20 protein-coding genes and 1 tRNA gene are annotated in these 19,759 nt (G+C 40.7%); 8 read left to right on the forward strand and 13 right to left on the reverse strand.

What is annotated here, in order from left to right; translation table 11 throughout:
- Positions 1-17 precede the first annotated feature (17 nt).
- The 3 genes from astE to seqA form a co-directional block, all read right to left on the reverse strand.
- On the reverse strand, positions 18-1,073 hold the full coding sequence (gene astE / locus IT970_RS08285) for a succinylglutamate desuccinylase (protein WP_065979960.1): 1,056 nt from the start codon (positions 1,071-1,073) through the stop codon (positions 18-20).
- Between the two features lie 81 nt (positions 1,074-1,154).
- Positions 1,155-2,792 carry a phosphoglucomutase (alpha-D-glucose-1,6-bisphosphate-dependent) gene (gene pgm, locus IT970_RS08290; protein WP_036968253.1) on the reverse strand — a complete coding sequence of 546 codons (1,638 nt, stop codon included), beginning with the start codon at positions 2,790-2,792 and terminating at the stop codon, positions 1,155-1,157.
- Between the two features lie 16 nt (positions 2,793-2,808).
- Positions 2,809-3,405 carry a replication initiation negative regulator SeqA gene (gene seqA / locus IT970_RS08295; RefSeq protein WP_036968250.1) on the reverse strand — a complete coding sequence of 199 codons (597 nt, stop codon included), beginning with the start codon at positions 3,403-3,405 and terminating at the stop codon, positions 2,809-2,811.
- A gap of 131 nt (positions 3,406-3,536) precedes the next feature.
- On the opposite strand from seqA, the gene IT970_RS08300 reads away from it, so the two are divergent.
- The 5 genes from IT970_RS08300 (at position 3,537) to fur (ending at position 6,079) form a co-directional block, all read left to right on the forward strand.
- The gene (locus IT970_RS08300) at positions 3,537-4,304 is read left to right on the forward strand and encodes an alpha/beta fold hydrolase (protein ID WP_065979962.1); all 768 of its coding nucleotides are present in this window, start codon (positions 3,537-3,539) and stop codon (positions 4,302-4,304) included.
- A 96-nt stretch (positions 4,305-4,400) separates the two neighbouring features.
- Positions 4,401-4,622: a DUF2788 domain-containing protein gene (locus IT970_RS08305; RefSeq protein ID WP_036968243.1), complete on the forward strand. Its 222-nt coding sequence runs from the start codon at positions 4,401-4,403 to the stop codon at positions 4,620-4,622.
- Positions 4,623-4,624: 2 nt separating this feature from the next.
- Positions 4,625-4,903: a LexA regulated protein gene (ybfE, locus tag IT970_RS08310; protein WP_004586673.1), complete on the forward strand. Its 279-nt coding sequence runs from the start codon at positions 4,625-4,627 to the stop codon at positions 4,901-4,903.
- 14 nt (positions 4,904-4,917) lie between these two features.
- Entirely contained in the window at positions 4,918-5,445 is a 528-nt protein-coding gene (gene fldA, locus IT970_RS08315; protein ID WP_036968238.1) for a flavodoxin FldA, read from the forward strand.
- Between the two features lie 190 nt (positions 5,446-5,635).
- Positions 5,636-6,079: a ferric iron uptake transcriptional regulator gene (gene fur, locus IT970_RS08320; RefSeq protein WP_036968236.1), complete on the forward strand. Its 444-nt coding sequence runs from the start codon at positions 5,636-5,638 to the stop codon at positions 6,077-6,079.
- Between the two features lie 62 nt (positions 6,080-6,141).
- On the opposite strand, the gene IT970_RS08325 is transcribed toward fur, so the two are convergent.
- From IT970_RS08325 to IT970_RS08355, 7 genes are all read right to left on the reverse strand, one after another.
- Positions 6,142-6,759: an FKBP-type peptidyl-prolyl cis-trans isomerase gene (locus tag IT970_RS08325; RefSeq protein ID WP_036968233.1), complete on the reverse strand. Its 618-nt coding sequence runs from the start codon at positions 6,757-6,759 to the stop codon at positions 6,142-6,144.
- Between the two features lie 71 nt (positions 6,760-6,830).
- Entirely contained in the window at positions 6,831-7,232 is a 402-nt protein-coding gene (locus IT970_RS08330) for a hypothetical protein (protein WP_051501762.1), read from the reverse strand.
- A 53-nt stretch (positions 7,233-7,285) separates the two neighbouring features.
- A tRNA-Ser gene (locus IT970_RS08335) sits at positions 7,286-7,376 on the reverse strand.
- A 73-nt stretch (positions 7,377-7,449) separates the two neighbouring features.
- The gene (locus IT970_RS08340) at positions 7,450-7,827 is read right to left on the reverse strand and encodes a hypothetical protein (protein ID WP_036968230.1); all 378 of its coding nucleotides are present in this window, start codon (positions 7,825-7,827) and stop codon (positions 7,450-7,452) included.
- A 200-nt stretch (positions 7,828-8,027) separates the two neighbouring features.
- Positions 8,028-8,576, reverse strand: a complete 549-nt coding sequence (locus IT970_RS08345; RefSeq protein ID WP_074989591.1) for an NAD(P)H nitroreductase — start codon at positions 8,574-8,576, stop codon at positions 8,028-8,030.
- A 61-nt stretch (positions 8,577-8,637) separates the two neighbouring features.
- Entirely contained in the window at positions 8,638-9,339 is a 702-nt protein-coding gene (locus tag IT970_RS08350) for an HvfX family Cu-binding RiPP maturation protein (protein ID WP_196857190.1), read from the reverse strand.
- 62 nt (positions 9,340-9,401) lie between these two features.
- Positions 9,402-11,363, reverse strand: coding sequence for an oxidoreductase (locus IT970_RS08355; protein WP_196857191.1), 1,962 nt, complete (start codon positions 11,361-11,363; stop codon positions 9,402-9,404).
- Between the two features lie 198 nt (positions 11,364-11,561).
- Here IT970_RS08355 and sppA point away from each other — a divergent pair, with 198 nt between their 5' ends.
- Positions 11,562-13,427, forward strand: coding sequence for a signal peptide peptidase SppA (sppA, locus tag IT970_RS08360; protein ID WP_196857192.1), 1,866 nt, complete (start codon positions 11,562-11,564; stop codon positions 13,425-13,427).
- A 58-nt stretch (positions 13,428-13,485) separates the two neighbouring features.
- The gene (gene ansA / locus IT970_RS08365) at positions 13,486-14,496 is read left to right on the forward strand and encodes an asparaginase (RefSeq protein ID WP_036968216.1); all 1,011 of its coding nucleotides are present in this window, start codon (positions 13,486-13,488) and stop codon (positions 14,494-14,496) included.
- A gap of 70 nt (positions 14,497-14,566) precedes the next feature.
- Here ansA and gndA read toward each other — a convergent pair whose 3' ends face one another.
- Positions 14,567-15,940, reverse strand: a complete 1,374-nt coding sequence (gndA, locus tag IT970_RS08370; protein WP_075593539.1) for an NADP-dependent phosphogluconate dehydrogenase — start codon at positions 15,938-15,940, stop codon at positions 14,567-14,569.
- 421 nt (positions 15,941-16,361) lie between these two features.
- Here gndA and pyk point away from each other — a divergent pair, with 421 nt between their 5' ends.
- Positions 16,362-17,795: a pyruvate kinase gene (gene pyk / locus IT970_RS08375; protein WP_036968210.1), complete on the forward strand. Its 1,434-nt coding sequence runs from the start codon at positions 16,362-16,364 to the stop codon at positions 17,793-17,795.
- Positions 17,796-17,858: 63 nt separating this feature from the next.
- Here the strand turns inward: pyk and IT970_RS08380 are convergent, their stop codons facing one another.
- Both IT970_RS08380 and IT970_RS08385 read right to left on the reverse strand, forming a co-directional pair.
- Positions 17,859-18,683 carry a LytR/AlgR family response regulator transcription factor gene (locus IT970_RS08380; protein WP_036968204.1) on the reverse strand — a complete coding sequence of 275 codons (825 nt, stop codon included), beginning with the start codon at positions 18,681-18,683 and terminating at the stop codon, positions 17,859-17,861.
- Positions 18,680-19,753: a sensor histidine kinase gene (locus IT970_RS08385; RefSeq protein WP_036968201.1), complete on the reverse strand. Its 1,074-nt coding sequence runs from the start codon at positions 19,751-19,753 to the stop codon at positions 18,680-18,682. The genes IT970_RS08380 and IT970_RS08385 overlap by 4 nt, the downstream gene beginning before the upstream one ends.
- Positions 19,754-19,759: the final 6 nt, after the last annotated feature.

Here is a 19,759-nt window from a genome sequence, read left to right on the forward strand (position 1 = left end):
GTGTAAATGCAACTATTTTAAATAAAGTTGCTATCAACTTGCATTGGAATAACCGTCAATAATGCACGCTGACCTAAGGCTACATCAGCATTTGGGAAGATTATAGCTTCACCCTCAACCTCAGCCACATACCTGGTCTGACCATCAGTTGCTAATAATTCACCTTTCGCGAAGCCCGTAAAATTTTCTACGTCATCTGCGAATGGAAAACTAAAGTCTTCGCACGTTCGGTTTATTGTTCTATAAACTGAAAAAAGCTCAAAATCAGATGCATTAAACTCACCATATTCAACACTTTCTTGACTAATTAATGCAATTAAAGTTTCTTTGGTTTTCGCAAAGCGTGACATATCATTCTCACCAAACGCTTTAACTTGACCGAGCTCAACGGTAAATGAGTCAGCGCCATGGACAAATGACGAGTAGTAGCTAAAGGTTGTCGCTGCCGACTTCATCATTAATACGGTGTTTACGCCACAGCTTAATAAAAACTGCAATTGTGATTTTTTCCACGGTTTGCCATGTAAGTACGGATACACAGCAAATTTTTCATTTTTTGAACCACGAATAGCAGTATGCAGATCATAATGACAACGTGCGCTACCTTCGCTGCCACGACTAAAAAAGTCACTGACAACATCTTCTAATTGTTTTGCGCGCACACGCTCAGGGTTTGAAGCAATGCCCTCTTGGGTATGATGACCATTGAATAAACGATTTAAGTTTTCTTCAACAAATCGCTTACCGATATTTATTGATTTTGGGTTACCAAAAATAAACAGCACGCGTTGTTTTAAGGTCATCTCTTCTTTAATTATTGCACTAATTAACTGATCGCAAATTTCAATTGGCGCTGTTTCATTACCGTGTATCGCACTTGATAACACAATATCTTTATTGCTTGCTGTTGCAGGCTGAAACTCGATAATCCCCGTGTCATGGACAGTCACATTTGTCCCATTCGTTAACGTGAATGATGAATAAGGTAATGAAAATTCGTTTTCACGAGTTAAGCTTAGAAAATCACCCGACGCTTTAAGCGCATCCAGGTAAGTAGCTGATGAGTAGCTCATGGTCTGATCCTAATATTACGTGAGAGTAGAATACAAAAACGGCTGATTAAATCAGCCGTTATAATAAAAAAGAAAGATAAATTAGCGGATAACAGAATCAACTAATTTTTTGGCTTCTTTTTCTAGTAATGCGAGGTGTTCTTCACCTTTGAATGATTCAAGGTAAATTTTATAAATATCTTCCGTACCTGAAGGCCGCGCAGCAAACCAACCATTTTCAGTTACGACTTTTAAACCACCTATCGCCGCGTTGTTACCCGGTGCATGGGTCAGCTTTTGAATGATTTCATCACCTGCAAGTGTATTGGCTTTCACATCGTCAGCTGATAACGCTTTTAGGCGCGATTTTTGTTCAGCATTCGCAGGCGCATCGATACGCTTATAAATCGGCGCACCAAACTCTTGTTCAAGCTCTTTGTAAAGCGCTGAAGGTGTTTTGCCTGTTACCGCTAAGATCTCAGCGGCTAGTAAGCCAAGAATGAAACCGTCTTTGTCTGTATTCCACACGGTACCATCAAAGCGCAAGAATGAGGCACCTGCACTTTCTTCGCCACCAAAGGCTAAAGCGCCACTACTTAACCCTTCAACAAACCATTTAAAGCCAACCGGCACTTCTTTTACTTTACGGTTGTTGCGCGCAACGACCTTATCAATCATGCCGCTTGAAACAAGCGTTTTGCCAATTGCCACATCTGCAGACCAATCGCGGTGATTTAATAAATAATCAATCGCAACAGCAAGGAAATGGTTCGGATTCATTAAACCATCCGGTGTCACAATACCGTGACGGTCGTAATCTGGGTCATTACCAATACTGATATCGTAATCGTCTTTCAGGGCAATTAAATTCGCCATGGCGTAAGGTGACGAGCAATCCATACGAATTTTACCGTCTTTATCAAGCGGCATAAATGCAAAACGTGGATCGACTGACTTATTTACGACCGTTAGGTCTAAATTGTATTTTTCGGCAATCACTGGCCAAAAGTTAATACCTGAACCCCCTAGTGGGTCGATACCAATTTTAATTTTAGCGTCACTGATGGCTTTCAAGTTAATGATATTCTCTAAATCATTAACGTACGGCGTGATCAAGTCTTGATATTTAATAAAGCCTGAGCGAGACGCTTTTGCAAAAGGAAATAACTCCACCTCAACAAGGTCTTCTAATAAGAGTTGATTTGCTCTGTCTTCAATCCATTTGGTAACGTCTGTATCTGCTGGGCCACCATTTGGCGGGTTATACTTGAAACCGCCATCTTCGGGTGGATTATGAGAAGGTGTAACAACAATCCCATCTGCTAACTCATTTTGGTTCACTTTATTATGTGACACTACCGCGTGGCTAATTACCGGCGTTGGTGTGTATTCATCATTCTCTTGCGTAATCACTTGTACTTCATTAGCAACAAGGACTTCGATTGCAGAGTTAAATGCCGCTTCACTTAATGCGTGTGTATCTTTACCTAAGAAAAGTGGTCCAAAAATATCGTTTTCTTTACGAAAATCACAAATAGCCTGGGTGATCGCTAAAATATGCGACTCATTAAACTTTACATCGTACGAGCAACCACGATGGCCAGACGTACCAAAGGCAACGCAATGCTCTGGATTTTGTTCTAGATCTGGTTCATTTAAATAGTAGGCTGAAACCAGCTTTGGTACATTGACTAAGCTTTCTTGAGGTGCAGTTTTACCTGCATCTGGATGAATCGCCATAATATTTCCTTATTGATTATAAGTAATCACGAATCTTTTCTGCTTCATCAGCCGTGTAACCAAGGCACAAGGCGACTTCATGAAGCATCATTTTTTTACGCGTAGTATTAGAGTTTGTCATCACCCAGTATTCTGTATCAGTGATGTTTTTCGGGTTCATACTGCTGCCACTTTCAAGTAACGCTTCTTTACTTGTGGCAAAATAAACGCGGTCACGTCCTTTAATTTCAAGCACGTTAACAAAATCGTCTTTATGTGTTCTGTACAAAGCAGCCAAAATAAATAAGAAACGGCCGACAACGCCTTTTTGCATCGCTAGCTCTTCTTTATTAAGCACATTGAATACATTACCTTTAGCGTATGTCGTTGCTGTGACAGCTGGTTGGCTTTTTGATTCAGGCGCTGCTGATTCTGTGTGTTGTTCCGTGTCTTCTTCTGATTCAACAACGCTGATTTCTTGTTCAGTGTTTGTCGTCGTTGAATGACTGGTCGTTAAAGTGCCATCAGAAAGGTTTAATAAACGACGCAAAATGGTTGATGCACTTTCACCAATACTTTGCGTATTACTCGCGATGTATTGATATAACTCGTCGTCTATGTCGATTTTTTTCATGTTATTCCTGTCTTTACGGGTCACATTTTAAAAGTTCGCAATGATTATACCTAAGCTCGCAGCAATTCTCTATGTTTTGCAATTTGTTATTTCACTAGGCAAAATAGCGCCACTTAAAATAGGAGCTAAAAATGCTATTAAATTACCAGCAAAGCGGCCAAGGTTCGCATGTTGTTTTGATCCACGGATTATTTGGTTCGCTAGAAAACTTAAATGTCATCGCGAAAGCACTGTCAGAAAATTACACAGTGACCAATATCGATTTACGTAATCATGGTAAATCATTCCACAGTGATAGCATGAACTACACGGTAATGGCTGCCGATGTTTTAGAGTTACTGAACCATTTAAATATCAATAAAGCACATATTGTTGGCCATTCAATGGGCGGTAAAGTGGCTATGCAATTAGCACTTAGCTACCCAGAACGCGTTGAAAAACTAGTGGTTATGGATATTTCGCCAGTGGCTAACAAACCTCGCCATGGCGCTATTTTCAAAGGTTTGAACGACGTTGCTAATTCTGCCGTTACAGATAGAAAAGCAGCCGACGAAATACTTGCCAAACAGATTCCCGAGCTTGGCGTACGCCAATTCTTATTAAAAAGTTTTGCCAAAAATGAACAAGGCCAGTATCAGTGGCGGTTTAACTTAGCTGTTTTAGACCAACAATATGAAAATATTTTAGCACAACTTGATGAAAATGATTCTTGTTTATGTGATACTTTATTCATTAAAGGGAATGATTCAGACTATATTTTAGCTGAACATCGCCCTGTTATTATGGCGTTATTTCCAAATTCAAAGGCAAAAATAATTCATGGTGCGGGTCATTGGCTTCATGCTCAAAAACCGCTTGCTGTAAATAAAGCAATCAGTGATTTTTTAGCCTCGAATTAACGTCGATAAAATTCACTGTTTTTGATCGTACGCACTAAATTAATACGATTTTGTGTGGTATAGTACGCGCCGTTTAATTTGAAGGTTTATACGTTGATGGTCAGTCAGTTAATTAACGAATTTGATACCTTAGGGTTGTATTTTGGCTTAGCCGGCATTTTCTTTTTTATTGGTATGGCAATTCAAGACGTACTAAAGAAAGGTGACGTGCCCCGATTTGGCCGATACATCGTTTGGTTAGTGCTATTTTTAGGCTGCTCTGGTTTTATAGCAAAAGGACTTATTCAAGTCTTCTGGCAAGGCGCAGGTGTAGGCTAGGCATGGCAAAGTCAGAAACAGATAGAACAACACCCGATTTATTTGAATACGAAAAGCGTCCTGGTAGACCAAAAACAAATCCCCTACCACGTGACATGCAGTTGAAAGTCAACAAACGTAATCAAATAAAACGAGACAAAGCACGTGGTTTAAAGCGTGTAGAATTTAAGGTTTCATCACAGTTATATCAAGCACTAAGCGATATGGCCGATGCGCAGAATATTAGCCGTAGCGCGTTGATTGAAACAATTTTACAAGAAAGATTGGCTATTGATAGATAGAAGGTTTTAAATCCATGTCAAGCGTAGGTATTTTTTTCGGAAGCGATACAGGCAATACTGAACACGTAGCAAAAATGATTCAGAAAGAATTAGGTAAAAAGCTCGTTGCTGTTCACGATATTGCAAAAAGTTCTAAAGAAGAGATTGCTGAATTCGATTTATTGTTATTCGGTATCCCCACTTGGTACTATGGCGAAGCGCAATGTGACTGGGATGATTTTTTCCCTGAGTTAGAAGAAGTAGACTTCGATGGTAAACTTGTTGCTATTTTTGGTTGCGGTGACCAAGAAGACTATGCTGAGTATTTCTTAGATGCGATGGGCATGATCAACGATATCGTTACTGAACGTGGTGCTATAGTTGTGGGTCACTGGCCTACTGAAGGTTACGACTTCGAAGCCTCAAAAGCGGTCATTGATGATAATCACTTTGTAGGCCTAGGCATTGATGAAGACCGTCAGCCAGAACTTACTGAAAAGCGTGTTAAAGAGTGGTGTGCTCAAGTTTATGAAGAAATGTGTTTAGCAGAACTTGCTGATTAATAACAAGTACTACTCGCATTTACTAGCTGATGTAAAGATGCACAACCAGTTCATTTTTGTCTAAAAAATCGGCAATTAAACGAATTGTTCTTTGCACTTAGTAACTAGGCACGTTATTCTAATATTTGCTAATGTGTCGTGTGCATCTTTATGATGCCTAGTATAAATAAATAAAATTGAGACAGATTTAATGACTGATCACAACTTGGAATTAAAAAAAGCAGGGTTAAAAGTAACACTGCCGCGTATTAAAATTTTAGAGATTCTACAATCTCCAGACAACCAACACATCAGCGCTGAAGATGTCTATAAAATTCTGTTAGACATTGGCGAAGAGATTGGTCTTGCAACTGTCTATCGTGTTTTAAACCAATTCGACGATGCAGGTATTGTGTCTCGTCATCATTTTGAAGGTGGCAAGTCAGTTTTTGAATTATCGGGTAGTACTCACCACGACCACTTAGTGTGTTTAAAATGTGGTAAAGTTGTTGAGTTCGAAGATGATACGATTGAACGTCGCCAAGAAGAAATCGCAAAAGAGAACGGTATTAAACTAACAAACCACTCTCTTTACCTTTATGGTGAATGCGAAGACACTGCTAAGTGCAAAGAGTTCGCTGAATCAAATAGTTAAAATTTGATTTAGACATAAAAAAACCTGCATTAAGCAGGTTTTTTTATGTCTGTAGAAATTAATTAGATAATTTCTAGTAACTCAACATCAAAGATTAATGTTGAGAAAGGTGCGATTGCAGCACCTGCGCCACGCTCACCATAGGCAAGTTCGTGTGGTACGTATAAACGCCATTTTGAACCAGTACCCATCATTTGTACCGCTTCAGTCCAACCTTTGATAACACCGCTTACTGGGAATTCAGCAGGTTGACCACGCTCATAAGAGCTGTCAAAAACAGTACCGTTAATTAATGTACCGTGGTAATGAGCACGAATTGTAGACTCAGCAGTTGGCTTTTCACCCTCACCCGCTGTTAATACTTCGTACTGTAAGCCTGATTCAGTTACCGTAATTTCTGGACGTTTTGCATTTTCTTCTAAGAACGCAACACCTTCAGCAGCAAGTACTTTAGCTTCTTCTTCACGACGAGCTTGGATTTCTGCATTGATTTTTTCGAAAGCAGCTTGAATTGCAGGGATCTCAACTTGGAAATCACTTCCTGCGTATGCGTCTTTCATACCTTCAAAAACTGAGTTTAGGTTTAAACCTTCAAAAGGGTTAGCTTTAAGTTGCTCACCCATTTGTAAACCAATACCGTAGCTTGCTTTTTCAGCGTCTGTTGTAAAAATATCTGACATGTTTAAATTCACGTTTATTAGTTAAAAGATGCATTTATACTAACATAAAAAAACAACGAATAATGCTTAGTTTACTGCGTTTGCTCAGTGTTTAAACTAATTCGCTGCTTTATTTTTTCAATGACAAAGGTTGACGTTGGTAAACTTAAGATCATTGCGACAATAAAATAAACATCCATCAATCCTGCTTTACCGAGTATAACAAGTGGCACAATTAACAAGCCAACTGATGCGATATACAGTGCAGCTATAACAGGCCAATGCTTATCATATTTTCCAATTAAGTGACCAACCAGCACATTAAAACCGATGCCATAAGCAATCGATGTGAGTAAACCATGCTCTGGCTTTGCATCATGTGCCATAGCAACTAGAACATTCACGCCGCTATGATAAAAATAAGAAAAAACACTCCAAAGCAGAATATGTTTTATAAGGTGTTTAAAAGTAGACGAAGACTCGCTTGTTGACATGACTTATCTCCAGATAGCAAAAAACCGCCCTGTAGGCGGTTTTTTAAAAATAATGGTGGAGAGATAGGGATTTGAACCCTAGAGGGGCTACAAACCCCTGCCGGTTTTCAAGACCGGTGCATTCGACCACTCTGCCATCTCTCCGTACGGCGCGCATAATAGTGCTTACAGCTTTCATTGTAAAGACTTAACTGTAAAAAAGCCTAAAAAATTTAAATCAATAATATTGCTTTGGTCTGCGGGCAATCCATGAACAAATTAAACAGACGAATAAACTGATTAGTGCAAAGCCGAGTGTTTGAACAATAATGTCTATTTTATTCATATTGTGATTTGGCACAATCACCAGTAAAAAGGCCGGTAGACTGCTAAACGTTAAAACATAACAACAGACTTTAAACGCACGCCCAAAATCAAAACGTTTTGTACTGTGCATCCACCAGGTAAGTAGAAACAAAACACCGACCGCTGATAAACCTAAAAACTGAGGTGCTTTTGTCGAGAGTGCAACAAACAAAGTGATCACTGCACCAACAATGCCCCAAAGAGACCAAGCGAACCAATTTTCTTTTTCACGTAAAAATAAGTTTCCCATTTTTCTCGTCTTCTTTATCGTTATTTTTCTAAGACTATCCATACGTTAACAAAAAACAACCGATTAAAAAACATACTGAAGAAGAATAATTAAGTTTTTGCATCCAAGCGCTTCTTACAGCAAAGCCACAACTTGAAAAAAAGTAACATAAGCAAGCTTAATCAGGTATGACTCTTGTGATGCTAAAAAGTTCCCTTAACTTACAGTTTCTCAAAAAAAGTGTCTGGTTTATGACGAATGGGCTTTTTAATATCTACCTCAGGTGTGCCTATATACAAGTAGCCGACAATTTCATCCTCTGCTTTGCAACCAAGCGCGTGTTTAACAGCTGGACTTTGCGCAAAGTAGCCTGTGCGCCAAATGCCACCTAATCCCTGAGCGAATGCAGCTTGTTGCATTGCTAACACAGCGCACCCAGCACTTTGCACCTGCTCTATGCGCGGTACTTTAGGGTTTTCTTTTACATCGGCAATCGCGATTATCACCATGGGTGCTCTGAGGGGGAGCTCTTTTGCCCGCTCAATTACGCGGTCATCTTGCTGCTCTTCGATAGCGGCTTGGTGATAGATCTCACCTAATTTATGGCGTGCTTCGCCTTCCACCACGATAAAACGCCACGGCGCAATACAACCATGATCGGGGACTTTAATCGCAGCGCGCTGAATAATTGAAAGCTGTTCTTCTGTTGGACCCGGTGAAATTAAACGTGGATCTGACTGTCGTGTTTGTAAAAGCGTTAAAGCGTCCATTATTTTTCCGTAAATTCTTAAATACGATGCCCGTTAATACAGGCAATAAAATGTAAGCTTATCATTTAAGTTCATTATCAATAAAGCGATTACGGTACTTTCTGCTAAACCAGTAATCGAGACTGACATAACGTCCCCCGCCTGTAAAAAATAGGCTTAACAGGATCGCAAAATAAATAACAGAAAACTCCATTCCGTTATTTAAAATCACAGGGCGTCCTGTTTCATATAAATAATCAGTAAAACCGTGGGTTTCTAATAAGTCGCGCATTTTTGTTAAGCGCTCAGCTGCCGCTGAGGAGTTATCTAGGCTTGCTTGTGCACCTGGTATTTGTAGCCAGCTTAATACTCTTGCAGGACTGGTACTGGCATCTGTAGGCGTGACAGCAAACCAGCCATTATCACCATGCACGCTAGTCGCAGCCACACACATCGTAATCATTAATGGAATAGCGGTAAGACGTGTAAACAGCCCCAAAAATAGCAGTATACCGCCAAGAAACTCTGCCCAAGCGGCCAAAAATGCCAGTAGCGCAGGCATCGGTAAACCTAAGCCCCATTCTTTATTACCAAACCATGTAATGATGTCATCAGATGCGAGAAAATATTGGTAAAAATGCGAGACATCTCCGCTCAACGCTAACTTGTTAAATCCAGCGATTATCATCACCGGCGCTAAGATTAAGCGAAAAAGTAAAGCGGGCATCCCCTCTAAACACTGCAGACGTTTGAAGATTGTTTGGTAGGTATGTGTAATGTGCATAGCGATCTCATGACTAAAATAGATTAATAAATAAGACCGCTAACAATGTGGTTATCTTTCAGTTAGATTTTGCGTGCGACTTGCAATGCTTCAAAAATAGCGCGTTTTGCATCAATGGCCGCGGCGAGTTTTGCACCACCTATCACATGCACTTTTGCGTTTTCAGCCTCAGTTGCAAATGGTTCGCTATTAGACACCTGACCAATACAGGCAATCACTGTATCAACATCAAGTATCTGTTCCTCACCCTTTACGGTAATCTTTAACCCTTGGTTATCAAAACTGATGTACTGGCAGTCAGCAATTTGTTTAACACCATGCTGTTTTGCTACTTGGCGGTGGATCCAACCCGTCGTTTTACCCAGCTCACTGCCAAAGCGACCTGAGCTTCGTTTTAGCATATAAATTTGGCGATTATCTTTGTGTGGTTGTGGCTCACACTCTATTCCCCATTGAGTTTTAAACTCTTCAATGGTTTGATCTTTATGCTCACTTAAAAAGGCCACCATATCGAAACCGATACCTCCAGCGCCTAATATCGCAATTTTTTCACCCAGTTCAACCTCACCTCTAATCACTTCATCGTAGGCAAAAACACGCTTACCATCAGCACATTCAATTTTAGCTTCACGAGGTCTAACACCGGTCGCAAAGACAACATCATCGTATTGATTTAGCATGTTATCTGAAAACTCAGTGCCCAATTTTAATTCAACATTTAAACGCTTAAGTTCATTAGTGAAATAATTTAGCGTGTGATTAAAATCTTCTTTTCCGGGTATTTGCATGGCTAAATTAAACTGGCCGCCCATTTGCTCTTTACGCTCAATGAGCGTTACTTTGTGCCCTTTTTGCGCCAAATAGCAACTCGCAGCAAGGCCAGCTGGTCCTGCACCTACCACTAACACTAAACGTGATGACGCGGCTTTTTCTAGGCTATATTCAAGCTCAAATGCAGCTTGAGGGTTCACTAAACAGGTCGCACGTTTATTTTTAAATACATGGTCTAAACAGCCCTGATTACAACCAATACAAATATTTATCTGCTCAGTTTTATTATTTACGTATTTATTAAAAAACTCAGGATCAGCTAAAAGTGGTCTTGCCATCGAAATAAGGTCTGACTCTCCTGCCGCTAAAATACTATTAGCAATCTGTGGGGTGTTAATACGGTTTACCGCAACCACAGGAACTGAGACCGTGTCTTTTAAACGTTTTGACGCCTCTTTAAATGCGCCAGGAGGAACCATACTGGCAATCGTTGGAACGCGAGCCTCATGCCAACCTATACCTGTATTAAAGATATCAACGCCGGCTTCTTCTAGCGCCAAAGCTTGTTGCTTTACTTCATCAGGAGTAGAACCGTCAGGAACTAGGTCCATCACTGATAAACGAAAAATAATAATAAATTTTTCACTGACTTTTGCGCGTACTGCTTTCACTATTTCAACAGCTAGGCGCATTCGGTTTTCTAAGCTACCACCATAAGCATCATTACGCTTATTAGTATGATTCGCCATAAACTCATTAATTAAGTAGCCTTCTGAGCCCATGATCTCAACACCATCGTAGCCCGCCTTTTCGGCTAAGCGCGCTGAGCTTGCAAAATCTTTTATGGTTTTTTTAATGGCACCAAGCGACATCGCCTTTGGTTTGTATGGGTTTATTGGCGCTTTAATCGCACTAGGAGCATGATTAAATGGATGGTAGGCATAACGCCCTGCATGCAAAAGCTGTAAACAAATTTTCCCACCATGCTGGTGTACTGCTTCAGTGTAAGCACGGTGTTTAACAACGTCATAATATGAGCTAAACGTTGATGCAAATGGAGTAAGTTTACCGCGTAAATTCGGACTATACCCGCCGGTAATAATTAAGCCTGTGCCTCCTTTTGCACGTGCTTCATAAAATGCGCGTAACCGTTTACGATTATGCCAGCCCTCTTCAAGACCGGTGTGCATTGAGCCCATAACCAAACGATTACGAAGTTCGGTATGCGGTAATTGTAATTTTTGTTCTAACATTGTCTGCCCCGTTAACTGGTCGAACCTCTATGATGTTTAGATTCTGCGGTAATAACCCAGAATAATCAACTTTTAGCGAGTAATTAACTGTCGCAATTTCTCGTTTTAAACACTCTGTTACTATTTAACAGTTAAATTTCAGATTATTCTAAGCTAAGATGGGATTACTACTAAGCTGTACTGAATTAAGGAATTATTTTGCTAGCAAAGATATTTAAAGGCATATGGACTGGGATAAACTTTTCCCGCCGTTTGGTTCTAAACCTATTATTTTTAATACTAGTAATACTCTTTATTGTCGCTATTACTAGCGAAGAAGACAAAGTTAAAGTCGCGGATGGAACCGTACTGCGCCTGAACTTAAATGGTCCTATCGTTGAAGAGAAAACCTATGTTGACCCTGTAGAAGCAGCCATTAATGATGCGACTATGGGCAAAGAAGCACCTTCAGAGATTTTGCTTGATGATATTATTGAAGTTATCAACCAAGCTGCAAAAGATGACCGTATCTCTGTTATGTTGCTTGATCTTCAAAAAATGCCAGGCGCGCATATCAATAAGCTTAAACAAATAACAAAAGCGATTGATGAGTTCAAAGACGCTGGTAAACAAGTTATTGCTACAGGCTATTACTACACTCAAGCACAGTACTATATTGCAGCACATGCCAATGAAGTGTCTATGCACCCCTATGGTGGTGTAAGCATTGAAGGTTACGGCATGTTCCCGCTTTACTTTAAAGACGCCCTTGAAAAGCTAAAAGTAACACAGCATATTTTCCGTGTAGGTACGTACAAGTCAGCAGTTGAACCATTTATTCGTAATGATATGTCAGATGCAGCAAAAGAAGCCAACCAAGTATGGTTAACTGCACTTTGGAACGAATATAAGTCAGATGTTGCCGCTTCTCGCCCATTTGATGAAAGTAACTTTGACGAAGATATGGATGTTTACCTTGCAAAAATGCAAGCAGTGGATGGAAATTCAGGTGACTATGCCTTAAACAATCAATGGGTTGATTCACTAAAAACATCTCAACAAATTCGCCAGCAACTTATTGACCTAGTCGGTACAGAAGAAACCGGTAAAACATTTAAGCAAGTGAGCTTCCGTGAATATTTATCGCTGGTTAAACCTCCTATCGAATTTGATAACCCTATTACTGAAAAAGTAGCGGTAATCGTAGCAAAAGGCACGATTGTTGATGGTGAACGTAAAGCCGGTGAAATTGGCGGTGATTCTACCGCAGCCCTACTTCGCAAAGCGCGCTTAGATGATAAAGTAAAAGCTGTGGTTCTGCGTATTGACTCTGGCGGTGGTAGTATGTTTGCCTCTGAGGTTATTCGTGCTGAAGTTCTGGCACTTAAAGCCGCAGGAAAACCGGTTATTGCGTCAATGAGTTCTGTTGCGGCCTCGGGGGGGTATTGGATTGCCTCTGCTGCAAATGAGATTTGGGCAGCGCCAAGTACGATTACAGGTTCAATCGGTGTTTTTGGTACTTTCATGACATTTGAAAACACCATGGCTGAGTTAGGTATCTATTCAGATGGTGTTGCAACCACTGATTTAGCAGGCTTCTCTATTGCTCGCCCACTGGATGAAAAAATGGCCGACATCATTCAACTCAGTGTAGAAAATGCCTACAAACGCTTCTTAAACGTTGTAGCCGAAGCGCGAAATATGACTCCTGAGCAAGTTGATAAAATTGCCCAAGGGCGTGTGTGGATTGCCACTCAGGCGAAAGAGCTTGGCTTAGTTGATAAACTAGGTGACAAACAAGATGCAATTAAAGCGGCAGCAGAACTTGCAAAATTAAAGCATTACGATGTTAAAACCATCAAACAATCTTTAACACCCCAAGAGCAAATGCTACAGGATATTTTTGGTACCGCTGCTGTACAAGCATTCTTAGCTAAGTCGCAGTCTTCTGACTCTGTGCTTGCAACACAAGCTAACTTACAAAGCCTTGTTAAGCAGTTGAGTAGTGAAATTGATAATTTAAAAGATTACAACGACCCACAAGGTGTCTATGCACGCTGTTTAGTGTGTAATGTAATTCAATAAGTTACTAACTAACGCGATTTTAGGTATACTAAGCCCAGTTAATTTACTGGGCTTTTTTATGAAACGTAAACGTATATATATCGCCTATACAGGCGGCACAATCGGGATGAAAAAATCGAGCCGAGGCTATGTTCCTGCTGAAGGCTTTTTAACCGAAACAGTGGTCAACAATGCTGAGTTTAATCGTGATGAAATGCCTTTATTTGATATTCACGAATACTGCCCTTTGATTGATTCATCCGATATGTCACCGGCACATTGGCAACTTATTGCTGACGATATCAAAAGTAAATACCAAGACTATGATGGCTTTGTCGTATTACATGGCACTGACACAATGGCCTACACGGCATCGGCTTTATCGTTTATGTTTGAAAATTTGACCAAACCCGTGATTGTCACAGGCTCACAAATTCCTTTGTCACAGCTTCGCTCTGATGGTCAAGTTAATTTACTAAACGCCATGTACTTAGCAGCGAATTACCCTATTGCTGAAGTCAGCCTGTTTTTCAATAACCAACTTTTCCGTGGTAATAGAGCAACAAAAGCACACGCAGATGGTTTTGACGCGTTTGCTTCACCTAACCTTGAACCGTTAGCGTTATCAGGTATCAATATACAATTAATCAAGGGGCAATTGAGCCCGTATGTCGATAACGAACTGCAAGTATCTAACATCACTCCACAACCAATTGGCGTGCTGTATTTGTATCCGGGGATCAGTCCTGAGGTTGTAAAAAGCTTGGTTAACGATAACATTAAAGCGCTTGTATTATTAAGCTTTGGCGTTGGCAATGCACCACAAGACCCTGCCTTTCTAGACATCCTCAATGAGGCTAGTAAGCGTGGCATGGTGATTGTTAATCTTACCCAGTGTTTAAAAGGACATGTCAACATGGGCGGGTATGCCACCGGTAATGCATTACTCAACTGTGGTGTTATCAGTGGCTATGACATGACTTTAGAAGCCTGTTTAACAAAGTTACATTACTTATTTAGCCAAAAGCTTGAGGTTGAAACAGTGCGCCATCTTATGCAAGACAACCTACGTGGCGAGTTGAGTCGATAAAATTAAAGTTTTAGATATTAAAAAGGCACCGTACGGTGCCTTTTTTCATGATGGTGAGTAATTCAACTCATTAACGGACTTTTTCGTCAATATCGACTAAATCAGTTAAATGGCAAACTTCACCACTGTGTGTTTTGATACCGTGCTCACCGAAGTAATCACGCTGTGCCTGAACCAAATGTCCATTACTTGGTGTTGTAAGTGTTGCAATATACGTTTGTGTTGCAGTTAACACAGGGAATGCAAGACCAGAAGCAACTGCCGCCCCTGTCACTTTACGAAGTGCAGCTGATTCACGCTGCATAGAATCAATAAACTCTACGCCTTCAGCAACATTATCTAAGTAATCGGCACGAATAATACAACCCGCTCGCCACGTTTGTAACGTTTTAGCAAGATCAACTTTCCATTGGTGCGCACGTGATGCACCTTTGATAAGCGCAAGACCTTGACGGTAAGCCAGTAAACTTGCCAACGTAAACGCGTCTTTTAATTCTTCTAGGTCTAACTCAACAGTGTTAGTTGCTTTGGCTGCATAGGTCATTTCTTTTGCAGCATGCGTATCACATGTATTTGTTAAATGGCGAGCTTGTACCGCAGCAACCAGTGAAGGCACTGCAATGCCTAACTCAAGCGCATTTTGTGCTGTCCATAACCCAGTGCCTTTGGCCCCTACTTTATTGTCAATTAAGTCAACTAAAGGCTCACCTTCAGTTGTTTCAAGGCTAAGAATATGACTAGAGATTGATAGTAGGTAGCTATTTAATGTTCCTTCAGACCAATCATTAAAAATGTCGGCAACTTCTTTTGGCGTGCGATTAGTGCCCAAACGAAGCAGTTGATACATTTCTGCAATAAGCTGCATCAACGCATATTCGATACCGTTGTGCACCATTTTTACAAAGTGACCGCTTGCAGATTGCCCTACACGCGCAAAACACGACTCACCCTTGTAACTTGCTGCAACTTTTTCAAACCACGGCTCAACACGCTCCCAGCCGCCTTCTGAGCCACTGGCCATCATTGCAGGACCATGGCGTGCGCCTTCGGCACCCCCTGAGATCCCCATTGTGGCGAATTCAAATTTATTTTGGAACTTAAGTTTACGGCTAATACCGTCTTTATAGTTACTATTGCCGCAATCGACGATGATGTCATCACACTCGACGCCTGCTTCCGCAAGCTCAGTACATACTTTATCAACCAATTCACCAGCAGGAACTAAAAGTAAAATTGAACGAGGCGGCTCTAAACGTCTAACCATATCATTTAAATCAGACACAATATGTAAACGGTCTGCCAATCCGAGTGCTTTCGCACAGCTTAGTAACTCAGCACCCGCATCAGGGTTCTTATCGTACGCTACTAATGTCAGCCCTTTTTCAATCAGGTTGAGGGCAAGATTTTTACCCATAACGCCTAACCCTACTAATGCAACTTGCATTTAGTGTCCTCCTCGGTAACAACTATTGGTTAGTTAATCAAAATAAATACGCGCGCATTATACCCAAGCAGCCCAAAAATGCGAGCATCCAAGCCAACTTGGTAAAAATCAGTGTGTTTAAAAGCGACGTTGTTCAAATTATATCAAAATAACGCAGGCATCGGACCAGATTTTTATAATACCCATTTAAAAGTTAAGTGTATTGACGCTACCTGACACCGGTGTCATAATATCGTCATTCAATTTTTGTATTATGATTCAATAATACATGGATTCAGATACTCATAGTTAAAAAACACATTTTTACCTATGAGTTCTACACCGTGCCGTTGTATAAGCCCATTAGCAAGGCTTTTAGCACGACTTTTTAATAGTAAACCATCAATTCGCTTAACATCGATTAAGCGCACAGGAGAATTTGATGCTAAGACGCACAAAAATTGTTGCGACACTTGGACCGGCAACCGATCGCGATAACAACCTAGAAAAAATTATTCGTGCAGGTGCAAATGTTGTTCGTTTGAACTTCTCACATGGCGTTGCTCAAGATCACAAAGACCGTGCTCAAGCTGTACGCGATATAGCAAAGCGTTTAGGCAAGCACGTTGCAATACTTGCTGATTTACAAGGTCCTAAGATTCGCGTTTCTACATTTAAAGATGGCAAAGTAAACTTAGAAGTAGGTGCTAAATTTACGCTAGACGCAAAAATGGAAAAAGGCCAAGGCGACGTAAACGCTGTGGGTATTGACTACAAAGAATTACCAAACGATGTAAAATCAGGTGATTTGCTACTGTTAAATGATGGCTTAATTCAACTTACTGTCGACTCTGTTGAAGGTGAATTAGTGCATACCACAGTCACTGTGGGTGGCGTGCTTTCGAACAATAAAGGCATCAACCGTTTAGGCGGTGGTCTAACGGCCCCGGCTTTCACCGAGAAAGACAAAGAAGATTTAATCACAGCAACCGAAATTGGTGTTGACTATATTGCAGTTTCTTTCCCACGCAGTGGTGATGACATGCGCTATGTACGTTCACTAGCCGAAGCGGCAGGTTCGAACGCGCAGTTACTCGCTAAAATTGAGCGTGCAGAAGCGGTTGAAACCGTTGAAGCAATTGATGATATCGTCCTAGCTTCTGATGCTGTAATGGTGGCGCGTGGTGATTTAGGTGTTGAAATTGGTGATGCTGCCCTTGTGGGTAAGCAAAAGCTTATTATTAGACGCGCTCGCTCATTAAACCGTACAGTAGTAACGGCAACGCAAATGATGGAATCAATGATCGATAACCCAATGCCAACACGTGCAGAAGTTATGGACGTTGCCAACGCAGTGCTTGATGGGACTGACGCTGTTATGTTATCAGCAGAAACAGCGGCAGGTGACTACCCAGAAGAGACTGTCGCAACCATGGCGCGTGTATGTTTAGGTGCCGAGTCACAAAAAGAAACGCACGTCTCTAAACACCGTTTAGATAGCCGTTTTTCTTCTAACGCTGAATCTATTGCACTTTCAGCCATGTATGCTGCTAACCACCTTGACTCAGTGAAAGCGATTATCACACTGACTGAATCTGGTAGCACGGCTAAACTTATGTCGCGTATCAGCTCTGGTTTACCTATTTATTCGCTGTCTCGTCATGCAAGTACATTAGGCCAAACAGCACTTTATCGTGGCGTTTACCCTGTATACTTTGACTCAACTAAATGTGAAAAAGACAACATGGTTCGTGATGCGTTAAACACGCTTGTTGAGCAAGGCTCTTTAGCCACAGGTGACACTGTAATATTAACTCACGGTGACGCTATGGAAACCATTGGTGCAACTAACACGATGAAAATTGTGACGGTTTAAAAACCAATATAACGAAAAAAGGCGCAAAATTAATTTTGCGCCTTTTTTGTTTAAAATAGCGTATCAGCTTGCCAGTGCTGCTTTTACTTTATCGCGATAACTGCGGCTTACTTTTAACTCTTGGCCATTATCGAGCACTAATAAGTACTCACCGCTGACTTGAGTAACAAGTTTGCTGATTTGTTTTGTATTAACAATCGCACTGCGATGTACTCGCACAAATAACTGGGGATCAAGCTCTTGCTCAAGCTCTTTCATTGTTTTGCGTAAGATATGTGTTTGCCCATCTTGGCAATGTAAACACATGTAATCACCAGCAGCGTCAACCCATTGAATAGTAACAACAGGCACACGGACTATTTCACCCTGCTCTTTTACAGCCAGTGACTCCGGATAACGACGGTCGGCTAAGCTATCACCTGTGGCCAGCTTTTTTAAAATCTCTTCGCAATTATTGCCTGTTATACCCGCGACAAAACTCGCTAGTTTTTTCTTATGGGCGTTATCTTGTTGCGTCTTTAAATAGGTATGCACTTTCTCTACCGCCTGTTTTAGTCTGTTGTCATCGACTGGTTTAAGAATATAATCCAATGCATGAATCTCGAATGCTTTTACAGCAAACTGATCAAACGCCGTTACAAATACAATTGCAGGTAAAGGGTTCACACTTTCGCTTAACGCACGTGCTACTTCAAAACCATTCATATTTGGCATTTGAATATCTAAAAAAACTAATTGGATGTTACCACTAAGGCATTCATCTATTGCCTCTTGACCATTGCTACATAAACGAATGACTTCTATGTCGTCAAACTCAGAGAGTCGAACCGCTAAGCCTTTCCTAGCTAATGGTTCATCATCAACGATCAAAGTTCTAATTTTGCTCATTTCTTAACAGCCTTTTCAAACGGAACACGCAGATTAACTTTTAATCCACTTGGCGAATTGTCAGAGAGTACAAACGAATAGTTGTTCTCATAAAGTGTTTTTAATCGGTCCTTTGTATTTGCTATGCCAACGCCTTGAGAATTAACCAGTTGACCATCTATTAACTCAGTACCAGGACCATTATCGCCTACTTCCAATAATAGTTCATTTGCAAAAACTTGTGCTTTAATATCAATCACTCCCCCCTCATTAAGCTGCGCTATCGCATACTTGATTGAGTTTTCAATAATGGGCTGGAGGATCAAACTCGGTACTAATGCCTCTTTCGCTTGCTCGCTAACATCAACATTGACCTGAAGACGCTCATCAAAACGTACTTTTTCAATCTCTAAATACAGCATGAGTGCGTGTATTTCTTGCTCTAGAGGCACCTTTTTAATGGGATCAGTATTGAGTGTGTAGCGTAAGAAGTCACTTAATTTAGAGACCATTAAATTCGCATCTTTATTCTCTTTCACCAAAATTAAGGTTGATATTGCATTCAGTGTATTAAATAAAAAGTGCGGATTAAGTTGGTAGCGCAGCATTTTTAACTGTGCTTCGTGCGCCATTGTTGTTGCTTTTAAGGCTTTTTGACGCTCACTTTGCAGTAGTTGGTAATACTTTATACCAAAATACAAACCACTCCAGCACAGAATAATATAGACAGAGTCTAATCCCTGCTGAAAATAATAAAACCATTCATTCGGCCGGTAACCGTGTCGATAAATTTCCCATAAGTTGAATTTTTGAACGACCGCCCATAACGTACCCGTGATATAGGATGCCCCAAACACAACAAGCATAAGAACCCATGGCGATGCATTCCAAACTTTGCGATACATATAACGCAGTGGTACTGTCATTAAACACCCTGCATAGGCGTTTAATACAATAACAAATACGTAAATATCACGCATTTCAAATACTTTTGAGCCGATATAATTCACCAACGCGTAGCCTATCCAGCCTGCTATTTGCAAAACCCAGAAGAAGCGTTGTCGATTATCAACTAATGATTGCCAATTCAAAATATC

This window comes from Pseudoalteromonas sp. A41-2, assembly GCF_015767615.1.
Lineage (GTDB): Bacteria > Pseudomonadota > Gammaproteobacteria > Enterobacterales > Alteromonadaceae > Pseudoalteromonas > Pseudoalteromonas lipolytica.

What these genes read in the sequence shown, in the direction of transcription:
- pyk (WP_036968210.1), top strand. Translation starts at nt 16,362, where the DNA reads ATGCTAAGACGCACAAAAATTGTTGCGACACTTGGACCGGCAACCGAT.
- IT970_RS08330 (WP_051501762.1), bottom strand. Translation starts at nt 7,232, where the DNA reads ATGTCAACAAGCGAGTCTTCGTCTACTTTTAAACACCTTATAAAACAT.
- ansA (WP_036968216.1), top strand. Translation starts at nt 13,486, where the DNA reads ATGAAACGTAAACGTATATATATCGCCTATACAGGCGGCACAATCGGG.
- IT970_RS08350 (WP_196857190.1), bottom strand. Translation starts at nt 9,339, where the DNA reads ATGCACATTACACATACCTACCAAACAATCTTCAAACGTCTGCAGTGT.
- IT970_RS08380 (WP_036968204.1), bottom strand. Translation starts at nt 18,683, where the DNA reads ATGAGCAAAATTAGAACTTTGATCGTTGATGATGAACCATTAGCTAGG.
- fldA (WP_036968238.1), top strand. Translation starts at nt 4,918, where the DNA reads ATGTCAAGCGTAGGTATTTTTTTCGGAAGCGATACAGGCAATACTGAA.
- IT970_RS08345 (WP_074989591.1), bottom strand. Translation starts at nt 8,576, where the DNA reads ATGGACGCTTTAACGCTTTTACAAACACGACAGTCAGATCCACGTTTA.
- IT970_RS08325 (WP_036968233.1), bottom strand. Translation starts at nt 6,759, where the DNA reads ATGTCAGATATTTTTACAACAGACGCTGAAAAAGCAAGCTACGGTATT.
- gndA (WP_075593539.1), bottom strand. Translation starts at nt 15,940, where the DNA reads ATGCAAGTTGCATTAGTAGGGTTAGGCGTTATGGGTAAAAATCTTGCC.
- fur (WP_036968236.1), top strand. Translation starts at nt 5,636, where the DNA reads ATGACTGATCACAACTTGGAATTAAAAAAAGCAGGGTTAAAAGTAACA.
- IT970_RS08305 (WP_036968243.1), top strand. Translation starts at nt 4,401, where the DNA reads ATGGTCAGTCAGTTAATTAACGAATTTGATACCTTAGGGTTGTATTTT.
- IT970_RS08300 (WP_065979962.1), top strand. Translation starts at nt 3,537, where the DNA reads ATGCTATTAAATTACCAGCAAAGCGGCCAAGGTTCGCATGTTGTTTTG.
- IT970_RS08355 (WP_196857191.1), bottom strand. Translation starts at nt 11,363, where the DNA reads ATGTTAGAACAAAAATTACAATTACCGCATACCGAACTTCGTAATCGT.
- seqA (WP_036968250.1), bottom strand. Translation starts at nt 3,405, where the DNA reads ATGAAAAAAATCGACATAGACGACGAGTTATATCAATACATCGCGAGT.
- pgm (WP_036968253.1), bottom strand. Translation starts at nt 2,792, where the DNA reads ATGGCGATTCATCCAGATGCAGGTAAAACTGCACCTCAAGAAAGCTTA.
- ybfE (WP_004586673.1), top strand. Translation starts at nt 4,625, where the DNA reads ATGGCAAAGTCAGAAACAGATAGAACAACACCCGATTTATTTGAATAC.
- IT970_RS08340 (WP_036968230.1), bottom strand. Translation starts at nt 7,827, where the DNA reads ATGGGAAACTTATTTTTACGTGAAAAAGAAAATTGGTTCGCTTGGTCT.
- astE (WP_065979960.1), bottom strand. Translation starts at nt 1,073, where the DNA reads ATGAGCTACTCATCAGCTACTTACCTGGATGCGCTTAAAGCGTCGGGT.